The sequence below is a fragment of the Streptomyces sp. NPDC006326 genome (assembly GCF_040612915.1).
GTDB lineage: Bacteria > Actinomycetota > Actinomycetes > Streptomycetales > Streptomycetaceae > Streptomyces.
Genome location: NZ_JBEXRC010000036.1, coordinates 30,427 through 45,518 on the forward strand (window position 1 = coordinate 30,427; position 15,092 = coordinate 45,518).

A 15,092-nucleotide genomic window follows, 5' to 3' on the forward strand; every position below is an offset into this window, starting at 1 on the left:
GGCTGCGACGGCCCTCTGCGCCACGGGTCCGCGCTACGCCGTCGGGGTCAGCACGCTGCCTCCGGTGACGATGAGCGCCAGCAGGACGGCGGCCGCTTCGCTCTGCAGGATGCGGGCGGCCTGCTTCAGGCGGTGCGGGTCCGGGGCGGGCATCGACAGGGCGACGCACTCCGCGTTCGGACCCGCCGTGATCGGCACCGCCGCGCACACCGTGCCCATGGCGTACTCCTGGAGGTCGAGGAGCGGATCGTTGGGCAGGCGCACGTCCAGCTGGTGGAACAGGGTCCGTTCGCTGGTGAGGGTGTGCGGGGTGAACCGCTCCATCCGGTGCCGGGCCAGATGGTCCCGGCGGTCCTCGTCCTCCAGCTGGGTCAGCAGGGCCTTGCCGACCGCGGAGGCGTGGGCGGCCGCACGGAAGTCCACCCATTCCTCGACGAGCGGCGCGGTGGGGGAATCCGCGTACTGGGTGATGGCGACCTCGCCGTCGGTGTACCGGGCGACGTAGACGGCGGCGCCGACCGCGTCCCGCACCCAGGCCAGGGTCTGCCGCAGCCGGCCCGGGCCGTCGTCCCCGACGCCCGCGGTGAGGGCCAGGGCCGTGCCCGCGACGTAGGCGCCGGGACCGGCAGGGGTGGCCAGGTTCGCCCGTACCAGCCGCTCCATCACCCGGGCGAGCACGAGTTGGGGCAGCCCGGTCCGACGGGCGATCTGCGTCAGGCTCACGCCGCCCGAGTACCGGCCCACGACCTCCAGGACGCGCAGGGCCTGGTGTACGGACTCCAGGGCGGCCGAGGCCGGGCGGGACCGGGGGGTGCTCCGGCCGGTGGAGCGGGGGTGCGCCGGCGCGGGGGGCGTGGAGGGGCGGCCGTTCGCCTCGTCCGTCAGGTGCGCGCCGCCGAGCTGCGCGTGGCGGGCGATGGCGGCAGCTAACTGGGGACCCGGGGTGAAGACCTCGCCCAGGTCCGGGTCCTCCCGCGGGACGAGCGAGGCGACCGCCCTGCGCAGCCGGGGCGCGAGCCGGTAGCGGTCGCCGCCCAGGCGGCCCGGGGCGGTGAGGGCGGTGAGGTCCTGGGTGGTGATGGGCGGGGAGGTCCAGATCACCGAAGCCGCCAGGGCCCCTTCCAGGTTGTCCGGGAGGGCCAGCAGGGCGGGCAGGCCGTCGTCCGCGGGCAGGCTCTGCACCTGGCGTTTCCAGTGCCGGGCCGTGGTGACCTCGGCGCGGGCCAGGTGGTGGAGGTAGAGGCACTGGGCGGCGGCGCGGGATCCGGCGCCGGCCGCGTACTGGAACCAGAACTGTGCGCCCTCCATCCGCCCGGCCAGGTGCAGCAGGCACCCGAACAGCAGGGCGGACCGGGGGCTGTGCGGCCAGGCCTGCCGCTCCAGGGCGAGTTCGGCGAAGGCCCTGCTGTCCACCAGGTGTCCGGTCAGGGCGTCCAGGGCGCGGGCGGCCCGCACGTGGCAGGCGGCGTCCATGACGAGGTGGTCGGCCGTCCCCTGGGCCCCGCCGCGGCCCGCGGCCCGGGTGCGGTCGGCGACGACGCGGCGGGCGATCCGGCGCCGGGCCGCGTACTCGTCGTACCCGGCGAACTCCTCCGGGAGCACCTGTGCCTCCTTCAACGCGGCGTCCAGCTCGAACGGCACGGCGTCGCGGTCGCGTGTCATGTCGCTCACTGGTCCTTCTCCTCTCCGGGAGCCCATGCCACCCCGAGTTTTCGGGACAGGATCCGGCGTGCGCCGCGGATGTGCGAGCGGACCGTGGCGGGGGAAATGCCCATCATCCGGGCGACGGTGTCGTAGTCGTTGCCCAGCAGGAAGGTCAGCAGCACCACGTCGTAGTGGCGCTCGGACAGTTCCGAGATCGCCGCGTACAGGCCGAGCTTGGACTCCAGCAGTTCCAGCCGTTCCCGCGAGGAGCGGCGCAGGGCCGCGAACCAGGCCGTCTCCACCATGGCCACGGGCCGGCCGAGGGCGGTCAGGCGCCGTTCGACGTGCTCGCGCAGGACCGCCCAGGCGAAGCCGTTCAGGCTGGCCTGGCTGAGGGCGTGCGACCACACCTTCAGGAGGAAGGTGAAGGCGTCGTCGACGACGTCCTCCGCGTCCCTGGCGGCGCCGAGCTGGAGGTGGGCGTAGCGCAGGTAGGCGCGGTGGTGCTGGGAGTGGAACGCCGTGAAGTCCACCGGCAGGACCCCCGCCAGTTCGCTGGAGACCGCCCGGTCCCCCGATGGGTCGAAGTCGCCCTCGTTCATGCGTTCCCCCGGGGCTGTGTACCGCCGGCCCGGGGCGCGGCGTGGACCGTGACGCGTGGCTGGACCTGGACCGCGGTGGCCGCTAACAGCACAGGGGCGACTCTCTCGACAGCGTTCACGTGGGTGCGGAACCTTCCGGTGAGGTGTACGGGTGGGGGCTGGGCCTGCCCCCGGTCCGGCAGCCGCGCATCACCGAGGGGTCCCCTGCTTCTCACCCCATCGGAGAAGGCGGCCGTTTGTGCACGCCGGTCCCGCGAAATTTCCGGGCAGCTGGCGCATGGGCCCGACCGCGCGCCCTCTCACGCCCGCGTGCGCCCTCTGCCGTCCGGGCGCATCACGCCCGCGTACGCCTGCTGTCGTCGACGGCGCGCGGGGGCCCCGGGGCCCCCTGGTCCGTCAGGACCGTCAGGACCGCTGGGACCCGGAGGGTGCGGCGGTGTCGAGCAGGTGGGGGCCGTTGTTGCGGACGCTGTTGACCTCGGTGGAGACCGCCCGTACCTCCAGGCGGCCCTCGGCGGGGGTGTGGAGGAGGGCGCGCAGGGCGTGGACGTCCTCGTGGGCGGGGTCGAGCCAGGCCTCGTAGTCGGCGGGGTCGAGGGCGAGGGGCATGCGGGGGTGGATCCGGCCCGCGGCGTCGGCGGCCTCCGTGGTGATGACGGTGGCCGTGGTCAGCCAGGCGGCCGGGTCGTCCTCGTCGGGCACGTTCCGGTCGCGCCAGAACTCGTACAGCCCCGCCATCGCCATCACCGTGCCGTCCTCGGGGCGGATGAAGTACGGCTGCTTGTACGCCTTCGCCGTGGCGGTCGCGGGGACGGACTGCCATTCGTAGAAGCCGTCCGCGGGCAGCAGGCACCGGCGCTTGGCGAACGCCCGGCGGAAGGCCGGCTTCTCGTGCACCGTCTCGACCCGGGCGTTGATCATGCGGGCGCCGACCCCCGGGTCCTTCGCCCAGGACGGGACCAGGCCCCAGCGCACCGTGCGCAGCCGGCGCTGCACCGCGCGGGTGTCCCGGTCCGGACGTTCCAGCACGGCCCAGACGGGGTCGGTGGGGGCGACGTTCCAGCTCGGGGCGAGCGCCTCCCGCGGATCCCAGCGGGCCTCGAACAGGCCGGCCAGGTCCTCGGGGGCTCGGCTGGAGGCGTATCGGCCGCACATACCACCACCATGCCACCCCGGCGCCTCCCCCGGCACGGGGGCGCGCGCACCGCCCCGGGCGCGCCGGCCGCCCGTCCGCCCGCCGGGCACCGGGACCGTGGCCGACCGGTGGCCGACGGCTTACGCTGGTGCCTTCCGCGACCCGCCGGCTTCTCCTTTCTCCGTCACGTCGAGAGCGAGGGCACCGTGAGTCACCGTCACCCGCGCGACCACCCGCCCGCCGGCCGGCCTCCGGCACGGATCCGGCACCGGATCGCGCACCTGCTCGTTCCGCACCGCCACGAGGCGACGGCCAAGGTCGACGCGGTGATGGAGGCCTCCCGGGAGGGCATGCGCACGTTGTGGCTGTCCCTGGGGGTGCTGGGCCTGACCACCTGTGTCCAGGCCGCCGTCGTCGCCGTGTCCGGGTCGGTGGCGCTGATGGGCGACACCCTCCACAACGCCGCCGACGCGCTCACCGCGGTCCCGCTGGGCATCGCCTTCGTCCTCGGCCGGCGGGCGGCGAACCGCCGGTACACCTACGGGTACGGCCGCGCCGAGGACCTGGCGGGGATCGCCGTCGTCTTCACCATCGCCGTGTCCTGCGCGCTGACGGCCTGGCAGGCCGCGGACCGGCTCCTGCACCCCCGCGACATCGGGCACCTGTGGGCCGTCGCCGCGGCCGCGGCGGTCGGCTCCGCCGGGAACGAGTGGGTGGCGCGCCACCGGATCCGCACGGGCCGCAGGATCGGTTCCGCCGCCCTCGTGGCGGACGGCCTCCATGCCCGCACCGACGGCTTCACCTCCCTGGCCGTCCTGTTCGGCGCGGGCGGAACCGCGCTCGGCTGGAAGGCGGCCGACCCGGTCGTCGGCCTCCTCATCACCGCGGCCATCGCCCTGGTCCTGCGGGACGCCGCACGCGAGGTCTGCCGGCGTCTGATGGACTCCGTCGACCCCGCCCTGGTCGACACGGCCGAACGCGCGCTGCGCGGGGTGGGCGGAGTGCTCGGCACGGGACAGGTCCGCATGCGGTGGATCGGCCACACGCTGCGCGCCGAGGCGGACATCGTCGTCGATCCGCAGCTCACGGTCGTGCAGGCGCACGCGCTGGCCGTCGAGGCCGAGCACGCGCTGATCCACGCCGTTCCGCGGCTGACGGCCGCCACCGTCCACATCGACCATCCCGCCGAGGACGGCGACCCGCACGCCGCCCTGGCCCACCACGCCCCCTGAGTGCCGTCCCGGCCGGCGCGATGGCCGGCCGGCGGCCTCCGGGCCACCATGGGAGGGCTGGACCGTTCCGGGGGGATCCACCGGGAGGCGTTCATGGTGCACGGCGACGGAGCGGCTGCGGACGTACTCGTGGCGGGCGCCGGACCGGTCGGTCTGACGGCCGCCGCCGAACTGCGGCGGCGCGGTGTCCGCTGCCGGATCATCGACCGGCTCCCGGCGCGGCTGCCGTTCGCCAAGGCCGTGGGGATCCAGCCCCGCACGCTGGAGATCTGGGACCGGATGGGCTTCGTCCGGGCCGCGCTGGACCTGGCGGTCCCGCTGCGCGGGCAGCTGACGTACGTGAACGGCGCCGAGCAGCCCCCGGTCAGGATGCAGCTCCCGCCGGAGGTGCCGTACGGCTTCGCCGCGCTGCCCCAGTACGAGACCGAACGGCTCGTCGAGGAGTGCCTGGCGCGGTTCGGCACGGGGATCGAACGGGGCACCGAGCTGCTGTCCTTCGCCCAGGACGCCGACGGGGTGACCTGCCGGCTGCGCACCCCCGCCGGGGAGGAGGAGCTGCGGACCCGGTACCTGGTGGGCTGCGACGGTGCGCACAGCACCGTCCGCAAGGGGCTCGGGCTGAGCTTCGAGGGCGGCGCCTTCCCCGAGGAGTACATGCTCGCCGATGTGGAGGTCGGCTGGGACCTGCCGTACGGGTACGGGGTGCGGGCCATGCACCGCACCCCGGAGGGCGCCGTCGACGACGTGCTGGTGTGCATTCCGCTGCCGGGCACGGGCCGCTACCGGATGTCGATGATGGTGCCGCCGGAGCTCTCCGCCGCGGCTCCGGCGGCCGGCGACGGGGTGGCCCACGGCCTGGAAGGCGGCGCCCGGGCCCCCGAACTGGCCCACGTCCAGGCCGTCCTGGACCGGCTCGCACCCCGGCCGGCGACGGCGTCCGCGATGCGGTGGTCCTCGGTGTTCCGGATCAGCCACCGGCTGGTGGACCGCTACGGCGAGGGCCGGGTCTTCGTCGCCGGGGACGCCGCGCACATCCACCCGCCGACCGGCGCGCAGGGCATGAACACCGGGATCCAGGACGCGTGGAACCTGGCCTGGAAACTGGCCGCGGCTCTGGAGGGCGCCGCCGGACCGGACCTGCTGGCCAGTTACGACGCCGAGCGCCGGCCGGTCGGCGAGGAGGTCGTCGGCCGCACCGTGCGGCACGCCGCCGAGGGCGTCCAGGCCGATCCGGCGGACCCGGCGACCCTGGTGCTGCGCGAGGCCCAGCTGCTGGTCGGGTACCGGGGCAGCCCGATCGTGCAGCGGCCGACGCGTGCGGGGACCGGCCGGGGACCGCAGGCCGGGGACCGCGCCCCGGACTGCGGCGGGCTCGCCGGGCGGCTCACCTCCTACCCGCTGCGCCTGTACGACCTGCTGCGCGGCCGCGAGCACCTGCTGGTGCTGTACGGGACCGGGCCGCTCGGGGACGGCCCCCTGACCGAACTCGCCGAAGTCGTACGGACCTTCGCGCCCGGCCGGGTGGAGGCCTGCGCGGTCCTCGCGGAGGCCGACACGGACGGGCCGGCCCCGCTGCCGGTGTACCGGGACGCGCGGGGCGAGTTCGCCCGGACCTACGAGGTCGGGGAGCCGACGGTGTTCGTGGTCCGGCCCGACGGCTACCTGGGGGCCCGCCTGTGCCCCCCGACCGTCCAGGACCTCACCGCCCACCTCGCACAGGTCTTCCGGGCTTCCGGTACGCCGGCGTGAGGAGGGCGAGCCTGGTCCGCACGACCGGACCTAGTCTCCGAGTTCGAGGATCCGGCCCGTCTCGGGGCCCTCGATGGCGCGTACGTAGGCCTGGGCCACGGCGGCGAGGTCCACGGGCGGGAAGCCGGGGAAGGATGCGCCGTAGACGTCCAGGGCCTCGGTGAAGACCGTCGGGCTGACCGCGTTGATGCGCTGGGGGGCGATTTCGACGGAGGCCGCGCGGACGAACGCCTCCACCGCGCCGTTCGCCATCGAGGCCGCCGAACCCGTGACGATCGGGCTGCGGGCGAGGACGCCGGTGATGAGGGTGAAGGAGCCGCGCGGGGCGATCCGGCCGAGGCCCTGGCGTACCAGCTCCAGCTGGCCGAGGACCTTGCCGTTGAAGGCCGCCGTCCAGTCCTGCGGGGTCATGTCCGCGACCGGCTTGTACGGCACCGAGCCCGCGGCGCTCGCCACCGCGTCCAGCTGTCCGCCCTGGGCGGCCTCGTCGTACAGGGCGGTGATCTGTGCCGGGTCGGTGATGTCGTATCGCAGGTCGCCGCTCGACCGTCCGGCGGTGACGACCGTGTGGTTGCGGGCGGTGAGGGCCTGGTGGACGGCGGTGCCGAGCCGGCCGCCCGCGCCGATGAGAAGGATTCGCATGGACCCGACGCTAGGGCCACCGGGGCGGGCCGGGGAAATGCCACCCGTACAGCATTTATGCTCGGTGGTCATGAATGTGGAGCTACGGCACCTGCGTGCCCTCGCCGCGATCGGCGACGAGGGCACCATCACGGGGGCGGCGGACGTGCTGCGGGTCGGCCAGCCGGCACTGTCCCGCACCCTGGACCAGCTGGAGCGCCGTCTGGGCACCGCGCTGGTCGAGCGTACGACCCGGCGTCTGGCCCTGACCCCGGCGGGCCGGCGCCTGTGGGAGCACGCACACCGCATCCTCGCCCAGGTGGACCAGGCCCTCGCCGAGGCCGCCACCGGGCCGCGTCCCCTGCGCATCGGCTTCGCCTGGGCGGCCCTCGGCCCGTACACGGTGGGGCTGCTGCGCGCGTGGCGCCGCGAACACCCCGAGGTCCCGGTCGAGGTACGCCGGCTCGACGACCCGGCGGCGGCGCTGCGCCGCGGGGAGATCGACGCCGCGTTCCTGCGGATCCTGCCCGGGGACGGCGACCTCCCGCTCTCCGTGCTGCCGTTGTACCGGGAACCACGGATCGCAGCCCTGTGCGAGGACGATCCGCTGGCCGCCCGGGAGGAGCTCGCGCTGGCCGACCTGGCGGACCGCAGGGTCGTCCTGTGCGCGTCGGCGGCGACGACCAGCACGGCCCTGTGGCCGGACGAGCGCCGCCCGGAGTCCCTGACCGTGGCCAACGTCGACGAGTGGCTCACGGCCATCGCGACGGGCGAGGCCGTCGGCGTCACCGCGGACGCGACCCGGCACAGCCACCCGTATCCGGGCGTCCGCTACCTGCCGCTCAGCGACGTCCCGCCGGTGACGGTCCACTTCCTGTCCCCCGCGGCCCCGACGCATCCGCAGACCGGGGCCTTCCGCGCCCACGCCCGCCGCGTTCTCCCGGCCACGGGCCTCCAGCCCGCGGCGCCGCGCCGCGCGGCCGCGCTCGCGAGGGCGCTCACCTCGCCAGGTGACGGGTGAAGAACGACCGCACGAGGTCGCGGACGGCGGGCACGGTGACGCGGGGGTCGGCCCGGCCGACCATGGCGGCGCGTCCGGCCGCGGTCATCAGGCCGGCCCCTTCGAGCTGCGGGACGAGGGCCGCGTAGTCGGTGAAGGCCCAGTGGTGGGCGTCGTCGAGCTGCCGCCGGACGACCGGGCCCCCGTGGGCGAGGAGGGCCGCCCAGGACCGGTCCAGCCGGGCGTCGCGGAAACCGTCGGTGCCGGCCAGGAGCAGCGGCCGGTCCGTTCGCTGCCGGGCCACGGGCAGGAGTTCTCCGTCCATCCGGTCGAGGTATCCCTCCAGGTTGACGGCGGCGGTGATGCGCCGGTCCTCGTGGAGCGCCTGTGCGGCCGCGGTGCCGCCCGCGGAGTGCCCGTAGACCCCGGCCCGGTCCAGGCCGAGGGCGTCGAGGACGAAGCGGAGATCGGCGACCCTGGTCTCGATCATGGTGCGGAACGTCGCCGCGTCGAGGTCCGGACGCAGCACCGTCATGCGGATCCGGTCACGTCCCGGCCGCTCGTCGGGGAACTCCACCTCGCTCGCGTCCCCGGGGTGGTCGACGGTGAGGACGGTCCAGCCGTGCGAGGCGAGGTCGATCGCCAGGGAGCTGCCCATGGTGCGGGCGTCGCCGCCACCCGGGCTGTAGAGCAGTGCCGGGCGCCGGCCGGGCAGGGGCGGGGCCCCGGCCCGGGCATGGGTGAGGGTGGCCGCCCAGTCGACCCCGGCGGCCGGCAGGTGCGGACGGACCAGGTGGGCGAGGACGGCGAACGCCCCGGCGGCGCCGGGCGTGAGCTGCGGGACGCGCGGGAAGCCCCGGCCGTTCACGGCCGGCCGCAGGACGGTGACCATGAGCTCGCGTACGCCGATCCGGGTGTCCCACGGGTCGTTGCGGGACCGGTCGACGAGGTGGAGGACGCGGGCGCCGACGGGGTACGGGCCGGTGGGCGCGGGCAGCCGGAGGAGGGGCGCACCCGGGTGTCCCGAGGCCGCGGCGGAGCCGGTGGCGGTGGTCGTGAGGAACAGGGCGGCGGCGCCGGCGAGGGCGCCCTTGGCGAAGGAACGGCGGCCCGGTGCGGAGGGATTGGTCATGCACGGCATCCTGGGGGCGGGCGCGGCGGCGGGCGAAGCTTGCGGCCTAAACCGAAAGGCTGGCGCGGGGCAGGGGGATGTGCGTGATCCGGATCCATTTCACGGCGGACGACTTCGCCCGGGTGCGCTTCGCACCGCGGCCCTCGCCCGTACCCGAGCTGCACGCGGCCCTGATGATGCTGGGCGCCCCGCACGAGCAACTGCTGTTCGGGCGCTGGCGCAGCAGGCTGCTGAGGAACCTGCCGCACGCGGTCCGACCGCTCGCGGACCTGGTGCCGGACGGGAGGGCCCCCGCGTTCCTCGACGTCCTCGGTGACACACCCGACGAGGGGTTCGCGCTGATCAGGGCGGCCCGCCCGGAGTTCGTGCGGGCCGGCATCGAGGAGGTCTACGCACGACGGCCGGCCCCGCCGTGGATCCGCGCCCTGCACGACGGGGACGCGGACGCCTGGCGGACCCTCGTCCGGGCGCAGCGGACGGCGTACGAGTCGGTGCTCGCGCCGGTGTGGCCGCTAGTCCAGGACCTGCACCGGGCGGAGTTCACCCACCATGCCCTGACCGCTGCCGAACAGGGCCTGGGAGCCGCCCTGACCGGCCTGGCACCGAGGTCGCGGCTGTGCGGCGGAGTCTGGGAATGGCCCCGTCCGGACGTCCCGGGGGTGCGTGAGGTGCGGCTCGGCGGGCGCGGACTGGTCCTGCGGCCCACCTTCCACTGGCGGCAGGGCCCCCTCGTCCAGGACCTGCCGGACCGTCCGGTGGCGCTCGCCTACCCCGCAGGCCGGGGGCTGCCGCTCGTTCCGGACCGGAACGGCCCACCGGACGAGCCCCTCGCCGGGGTCCTCGGGCGTACCCGGCTCGCGCTGCTGCACTGCCTGGACCAGCCCCGTACGACCACGGGGCTGGCGCGCCGCATCGGCGTCAGCAACGCCACCGCGTCGGCCCACGCCTCTGCGCTCCGCGCCGCCGGCCTGCTCACCACCACCCGCACGGGCCGCTCGGTCCACCACGCGCGTACGCCCCTGGCCGAGCTGTGGCTCGCCGGCGGCCCGGCCGCCGGTTAGGCCGCGTCTTTTCGGATCGCGCCGGGCCCGCGCGTCGTGTCACACGATCGGATGCCGTTACGGCCCCATCCGGTGGAACACGTCCCGACTGCCCCTTCCCCGGGACCGGATGCGTGCAAGGTGGGTGCAGCTTCCGGCGCCCGGGCCCCTCCGCCCGGCCGCGCCCGCCGAGCAACGGAAGGGCCGGTACCCGATGGCGATGGCGAGGGCCCTGCTGCCCGCTCTGCTCTCCCTGGCACTGACGGGCGTGCCCGCCGTGCTCCCGCACCCCGCAGCAGCCGTGGCAGCCGTGGCCTACGACGGGCAGAGCCGCCACGAGAGCGCCCTGTTCAGCGTGAAGTCCACCAACAACGCGGCGGCCCAGGCCTTCACGGTGGCCGGCACCCGGCTCTCCCGGCTCAGTGTCCACCTGGGCAGCGGCGCCGCGACCGGGACCGTGACCGCCCAGGTCCGCCGGGTCCGGACCGACCCCGGGTCGGTGGTGGCCTCGAAGACGCTGGACCTCGCCGCCCTCGGCGGGGCCGGCGCGGGCTGGGTCGAGTTCCCGGTCAGCGCCTCCGTCACCGCGGGCACCACGTACTACCTGTTCGTCCAGGCCACCACGGCGGAGAGCAAGCCCGTCGCCTGGTACGGCACCCGGCAGTCCGTCCCCGGTTCGCTGAACAGCTGGAACTACGACAAGGCGTACTGGGGCGGCTGGCACGCCGAAACCACCTCCCGGCCAGCCTTCCACGTCAATCCCACGGGGAGCGAGCGCTGCGGCGAGACCGAGCCCTGCTACGTGCCCGCCTCGGCGCTCGCGGCGCGTACGTCGGGGCTGCTGGCCAACGGGGTGGCCACCGAGGCCGTCCTGCCCTCCTTCGCCGTCGGCGCCTCCTACGTCGACGGCAGCAACGTGCTGCGCCTGCCGTCCGGCCGGTGGCGGTACCTGCCCGAGGGCGCCTCCGCGTCCGCCGTGGTCGAGGCGGGCGACCCGGGCGCCCTCGCGCAGGTCGAGGAGAGCCGCGGCTGGCTGGCCTCGGGCCGGGTACCGGGGACCACGGCCGCGCAACGGGCCGCGACGCAGCGCGCCCTGCTGTCGATGCGGGCCCTGTTGCAGCCGAACGGCGCGTTCGCCGCCGGATGGTCGCCGCCCTGGGCGTACTCCTGGCCCCGGGACGGCGCGTTCGCCGCCGCCGCCTTCGCCGGCACCGGGCACGACGAGGAGGCGTACCGGATCCTGGAGTACGACGCGCGCACCCAGCGGGCCGACGGGACCTGGGAGGCGCGGACCAAGCTGGACGGCAGCGGACCGCCCGATGCCCGCAAGTGGCAGCTCGACGGCAACGGCTGGGTGCCCTGGGCCACCTGGCAGTGGTACGAGGCGGCGCCGTCCGGCGACCGGGACGAACGACTGCGCGCGCTCTACCCGATGGTGCGGAGGGCGGCCGACTACGCCGCGCGGTCGCTGGGACCGGACGGGCTGCCGCCGGCCTCCCCGGACTACTGGGAGATGGGCACCGCGACCACCAACATCGGTACCGCCGCGCCCCTGCTGGCCGGGCTCAACGCCTCGGCGGACCTGGCCTCCCGGCTGGGCATGGGCGGGGACGCGGAGCGCTGGGCGGACGCGGCCGGGCGGCTGTCCGCCGGCATCGACGCCGTCTTCGCCCCGCTGGGCTACCAGCGGACCGCAGACGGCCGGCACGGCCGGGACAGCGCGGTGGCGTTCATGGCGCCCCCGTTCAACACCGCCCCGCCCGGCCTCGGCGCAGCCCTGGACTCCTCGTACCGGGAGCTGCTGCTGCCCAACGGTGGCGTCTCGCCCGGCAACGACCCGGATTTCAGCTGGGGACCGTACGCCTGGACGGCCAGCACCTCCTTCTTCGCCCTCGCCTGGTCGGGTACGGGCGAGGAGGCGAGGGCGGACGGGGTGCTGGACTGGGTGCTGTCGAAGCGGAACGGGCTGGGCGAGCTTCCCGAAACCGTGAACGGGGCCGGGCTGCCGTCCGCGGTCGCTCCCCTGGGCTGGACGGACTCCCTGGTCGTGCTCACCGCGCTGGCCCTGCAGGGCTCCCCGCAGCCCACCCCGCCGATGCCGGCGCGCGCGGCGCGGGCCGGCGCGACGTCGGACGGCCCGGCGCGGGCGGGCACGGCGCCCGGCGGTGCGGTCGTGCGGACCGGCTGATCGCGTACGCTCGGCGGATGGCGAAGTACTTCGACGTGCACCCTGAGAACCCTCAGCCGCGCACCATCAGCAGCGTTGCCGACAGCATCCGCTCCGGCGCGCTCGTCGCGTACCCGACGGACTCCTGCTACGCGCTGGGCTGCCAGCTCGGCAACCGGGAAGGGCTCAGCCGGATCCGGTCGATCCGCAACCTCGACGACCGGCACCACTTCACGCTGGTGTGCCAGAACTTCGCGCAGCTGGGGCAGTTCGTGCACGTCGACAACGACGTGTTCCGGGCGATCAAGGCGAGTACGCCCGGCAGTTACACCTTCATCCTGCCGGCGACGAAGGAGGTGCCGCGCCAACTGCTGCACCCCAAGAAGAAGACGGTGGGCGTCCGCATCCCCGAGCACGTCGTCACGCAGGCCCTGCTCGCCGATCTCGGGGAGCCGCTGCTGTCCAGCACCCTGCTGCTGCCGGACGAGTCCGAGCCGATGACGCAGGGCTGGGAGATCAAGGAACGGCTCGAACACGTGGTGGACGTCGTGGTCGACTCGGGCGACTGCGGGACCGAGCCGACCACGGTCATCGACTTCTCGGGCGGCGAGGCCGAGATCGTACGGCGGGGGGCCGGGGACACCAGCCGCTTCGAGTGACGGTGCCGGGGCGGTGTAGCGTCCGCCTTGAACCAGCCGCCGCAGAAAGGGTGTTCGAGGCATGGCCGTCATCCACCACACCACGTTGAGCCCCACCAAGCTGGAGCTGCTCACCTCATGGCTGCCCGGCCGGTCCTGGTACCGGGAGACCGGGAGCGAGCCGCGGCTCGGCAGGGCCGGCGGTTTCCGGCTCGACGACCCGAAGGGGGAGGTCGGGATCGAGTTCATGGCGGTCACCGACGAGTCGGGGCCGGAGCCGGTGACGTACCACGTGCCGCTCACCTACCGCGGAGCACCCCTGGAGGGGGCGGAGGGGGCCCTCGTCGGCACGTCCGAGCACGGGGTGCTGGGGCGCCGGTGGATCTACGACGGCACCCACGACCCGGTCCTGCTGGCCCAGTTGGCCGCCCTCCTCCAGGGCGAGGCGGTGCCGCAGGCCCAGAGCGCGAGCGACACGCCCGACCCGACCGTCACCGCCCACCTGTCCGGGAGCCTGCGGGGACCCGTACGGGCGCCGGAGGGGCTGCCGGCCGTGACGGAAGGCCCGTCGGCCACGGAGCTCCTCGTGGGCGGCCCGGACGGGCAACTGACCCTGGCCGTCCAGCGGGTGCTGCGCCCCGAGCCGGCGGCCCCCGCCGAGGCGGCGCCCCTGGGGCACGTCACCGCAGGATGGACGCTCCCTGACGGGCGAACGGCCCGCGGCCGGTACGCCGTCGTCCACGCGTAGGCAGCCGGCGGACACGGCCAGGGCGGTGGTGAAATGCGGTGTAGGTGTGTTTCGTGTTCCCAGTGGGCAAGCGGGGGCATATGCCGACTCCTGCGATCCCCGATTCCGTCCGCGATCTCGTACACCTGGTACGCCACCGCCGGGAACCCGTGGTGGTGCAGGCGGTCCGCTCGACGGCCGCCGCCGTGGTCAGCTACGTCGTCGCCCTGGCCCTCAGCAGTGAGCCCGCCCCGCTGACCGCACCGCTCACCGCGCTGCTGGTGGTCCAGGTGACCCTGTACGCCACGCTCACCACCAGCGTCCGGCGGGTGAACTCGGTGGTCGCGGGCGTCCTGGTCGCCGTCCTGTTCAGCACCCTGGTCGGGCTCACCTGGTGGAGCCTGGGCCTGGTCATCCTCGCTTCCCTGGCCGTCGGGCACCTCGTCCGCGTCGACGAGTTCGTGCCCGAGGTCGCCATCAGCGCGATGCTGGTGCTCGGCGTGGCCCGGGTGGGGGCGACGGCCTGGGACCGGGTGCTGGAGACCCTGATCGGTGCGGTGGTCGGCTTCCTGTTCAACCTGCTCCTGACCCCGCCCGTGTGGACGGCGCCCGCCGGGGCCGCCATCACCGGGCTCGCCGCCCGGATGGGCGAGCTGCTGGGGCACATGCGCGACGGTCTCACCGGACGCCCGGGGAGCGCGGCCTTCCCCCAGGCGGCCGAGCGGCTGCACGAGGCACGCCGGCTCGACCACGACATCGTGCAGGTGGACGCGGCCCTGCGGCAGGCCGAGGACAGCCTGCGGCTGAACCCGCGGGTCAAGGAGAGCCTGCTCCAGCGGGTGGTCCTGCGGACGGGGCTGGACACGCTGGAGATCTGCGCGGTGGTCCTGCGGGTGGCCTGCCGCACCCTGACCGACCTGGCGAAGGCCCGCCCGCACGGCTCCCTGTACCCGGAGCACGTCGCGGCGGCCCTGCACGCGCTGTTCACCCACCAGGCCACCGCCGTGGCCAGTTTCGCCAGGCTGGTCACGGCGCAGATCAGCGTGAACGCGGAGCAGGCGGAGGAGGACCTCGCCCGCGCCCTGGACGCCGCCCGCGCCGCCCGCGACCGGGTGGCCCGCCTGCTCCTGGAGGAGGTACGGGACGACCCCGCGCAGTGGCAGCTGCACGGGGCGCTGCTGGCCGAGGTGGACCGGGTCCTGGACGAGCTGGGCGTGGAGAAGCGGACGGAACGCCTGGTGGAGGAGCTGGACCGGGCCCGGCCCCGGCCCGAGGGCGTCCTGGCCCGGCTGACCCGGCGGTGACCGGGCGGTGACCGGGTGCTGACGGGGCGCTGACCGGGCGACCGTCGCGACCTGCGCGCATGATGGAAGGGGAGATCCTGCGTGCGCCCGGCCGAGGGAGG

The 15,092-nt window shown here is 75.1% G+C and carries 13 protein-coding genes; 8 read left to right on the top strand and 5 right to left on the bottom strand.

All coding sequences use genetic code 11. From position 1 onward, the window contains the following. Positions 1-33 precede the first annotated feature (33 nt). From ABZ128_RS25135 to ABZ128_RS25145, 3 genes are all read right to left on the bottom strand, one after another. On the bottom strand, positions 34-783 hold the full coding sequence (locus tag ABZ128_RS25135) for an IclR family transcriptional regulator C-terminal domain-containing protein (RefSeq protein ID WP_356851108.1): 750 nt from the start codon (positions 781-783) through the stop codon (positions 34-36). A gap of 884 nt (positions 784-1,667) precedes the next feature. Next, positions 1,668-2,246, bottom strand: coding sequence for a sigma-70 family RNA polymerase sigma factor (locus ABZ128_RS25140; RefSeq protein WP_356851067.1), 579 nt, complete (start codon positions 2,244-2,246; stop codon positions 1,668-1,670). Positions 2,247-2,651: 405 nt separating this feature from the next. Next, a complete protein-coding gene (locus tag ABZ128_RS25145) occupies positions 2,652-3,401 on the bottom strand; it encodes an SOS response-associated peptidase (RefSeq protein WP_356851068.1) in 750 nt (249 codons plus the stop codon). 186 nt (positions 3,402-3,587) lie between these two features. Between ABZ128_RS25145 and ABZ128_RS25150 the strand changes: the two genes are divergently transcribed. Together ABZ128_RS25150 and ABZ128_RS25155 are read left to right on the top strand one after the other, a co-directional pair. Continuing rightward, positions 3,588-4,613 (top strand): cation diffusion facilitator family transporter, encoded by a 1,026-nt coding sequence (locus ABZ128_RS25150; protein WP_356851069.1) that lies wholly within the window; start codon positions 3,588-3,590, stop codon positions 4,611-4,613. 93 nt (positions 4,614-4,706) lie between these two features. After that, positions 4,707-6,362 (top strand): FAD-dependent monooxygenase, encoded by a 1,656-nt coding sequence (locus ABZ128_RS25155; protein WP_356851070.1) that lies wholly within the window; start codon positions 4,707-4,709, stop codon positions 6,360-6,362. A gap of 30 nt (positions 6,363-6,392) precedes the next feature. Here the strand turns inward: ABZ128_RS25155 and ABZ128_RS25160 are convergent, their stop codons facing one another. Further along, positions 6,393-7,004, bottom strand: a complete 612-nt coding sequence (locus tag ABZ128_RS25160; RefSeq protein ID WP_356851071.1) for a short chain dehydrogenase — start codon at positions 7,002-7,004, stop codon at positions 6,393-6,395. A 70-nt stretch (positions 7,005-7,074) separates the two neighbouring features. Here ABZ128_RS25160 and ABZ128_RS25165 point away from each other — a divergent pair, with 70 nt between their 5' ends. Then, complete coding sequence (locus tag ABZ128_RS25165) at positions 7,075-8,004, top strand: LysR family transcriptional regulator (RefSeq protein WP_356851072.1); 930 nt, start codon at positions 7,075-7,077, stop codon at positions 8,002-8,004. On the opposite strand, the gene ABZ128_RS25170 is transcribed toward ABZ128_RS25165, so the two are convergent. Then, positions 7,982-9,115, bottom strand: coding sequence for an alpha/beta fold hydrolase (locus ABZ128_RS25170; RefSeq protein ID WP_356851073.1), 1,134 nt, complete (start codon positions 9,113-9,115; stop codon positions 7,982-7,984). The two genes, ABZ128_RS25165 and ABZ128_RS25170, sit on opposite strands and share 23 nt — an antisense overlap. 77 nt (positions 9,116-9,192) lie before the next feature. Here ABZ128_RS25170 and ABZ128_RS25175 point away from each other — a divergent pair, with 77 nt between their 5' ends. From ABZ128_RS25175 to ABZ128_RS25195, 5 genes are all read left to right on the top strand, one after another. Then, complete coding sequence (locus ABZ128_RS25175; RefSeq protein ID WP_356851074.1) at positions 9,193-10,176, top strand: winged helix-turn-helix domain-containing protein; 984 nt, start codon at positions 9,193-9,195, stop codon at positions 10,174-10,176. 193 nt (positions 10,177-10,369) lie between these two features. Continuing rightward, entirely contained in the window at positions 10,370-12,343 is a 1,974-nt protein-coding gene (locus ABZ128_RS25180; protein ID WP_356851075.1) for a hypothetical protein, read from the top strand. Between the two features lie 17 nt (positions 12,344-12,360). Continuing rightward, positions 12,361-12,981: an L-threonylcarbamoyladenylate synthase gene (locus ABZ128_RS25185; RefSeq protein WP_356851076.1), complete on the top strand. Its 621-nt coding sequence runs from the start codon at positions 12,361-12,363 to the stop codon at positions 12,979-12,981. A 61-nt stretch (positions 12,982-13,042) separates the two neighbouring features. Then, positions 13,043-13,708: a 1,4-alpha-glucan branching protein gene (locus ABZ128_RS25190; protein ID WP_356851077.1), complete on the top strand. Its 666-nt coding sequence runs from the start codon at positions 13,043-13,045 to the stop codon at positions 13,706-13,708. An 80-nt stretch (positions 13,709-13,788) separates the two neighbouring features. Next, entirely contained in the window at positions 13,789-14,991 is a 1,203-nt protein-coding gene (locus tag ABZ128_RS25195; RefSeq protein ID WP_356851078.1) for an aromatic acid exporter family protein, read from the top strand. The last annotated feature ends 101 nt before the right edge of the window (positions 14,992-15,092 follow it).

What these genes read in the sequence shown, in the direction of transcription:
- ABZ128_RS25185 (WP_356851076.1), top strand. Translation starts at nt 12,361, where the DNA reads ATGGCGAAGTACTTCGACGTGCACCCTGAGAACCCTCAGCCGCGCACC.
- ABZ128_RS25195 (WP_356851078.1), top strand. Translation starts at nt 13,789, where the DNA reads ATGCCGACTCCTGCGATCCCCGATTCCGTCCGCGATCTCGTACACCTG.
- ABZ128_RS25140 (WP_356851067.1), bottom strand. Translation starts at nt 2,246, where the DNA reads ATGAACGAGGGCGACTTCGACCCATCGGGGGACCGGGCGGTCTCCAGC.
- ABZ128_RS25180 (WP_356851075.1), top strand. Translation starts at nt 10,370, where the DNA reads ATGGCGATGGCGAGGGCCCTGCTGCCCGCTCTGCTCTCCCTGGCACTG.
- ABZ128_RS25170 (WP_356851073.1), bottom strand. Translation starts at nt 9,115, where the DNA reads ATGACCAATCCCTCCGCACCGGGCCGCCGTTCCTTCGCCAAGGGCGCC.
- ABZ128_RS25160 (WP_356851071.1), bottom strand. Translation starts at nt 7,004, where the DNA reads ATGCGAATCCTTCTCATCGGCGCGGGCGGCCGGCTCGGCACCGCCGTC.
- ABZ128_RS25145 (WP_356851068.1), bottom strand. Translation starts at nt 3,401, where the DNA reads ATGTGCGGCCGATACGCCTCCAGCCGAGCCCCCGAGGACCTGGCCGGC.
- ABZ128_RS25190 (WP_356851077.1), top strand. Translation starts at nt 13,043, where the DNA reads ATGGCCGTCATCCACCACACCACGTTGAGCCCCACCAAGCTGGAGCTG.
- ABZ128_RS25165 (WP_356851072.1), top strand. Translation starts at nt 7,075, where the DNA reads ATGAATGTGGAGCTACGGCACCTGCGTGCCCTCGCCGCGATCGGCGAC.
- ABZ128_RS25155 (WP_356851070.1), top strand. Translation starts at nt 4,707, where the DNA reads ATGGTGCACGGCGACGGAGCGGCTGCGGACGTACTCGTGGCGGGCGCC.
- ABZ128_RS25175 (WP_356851074.1), top strand. Translation starts at nt 9,193, where the DNA reads ATGTGCGTGATCCGGATCCATTTCACGGCGGACGACTTCGCCCGGGTG.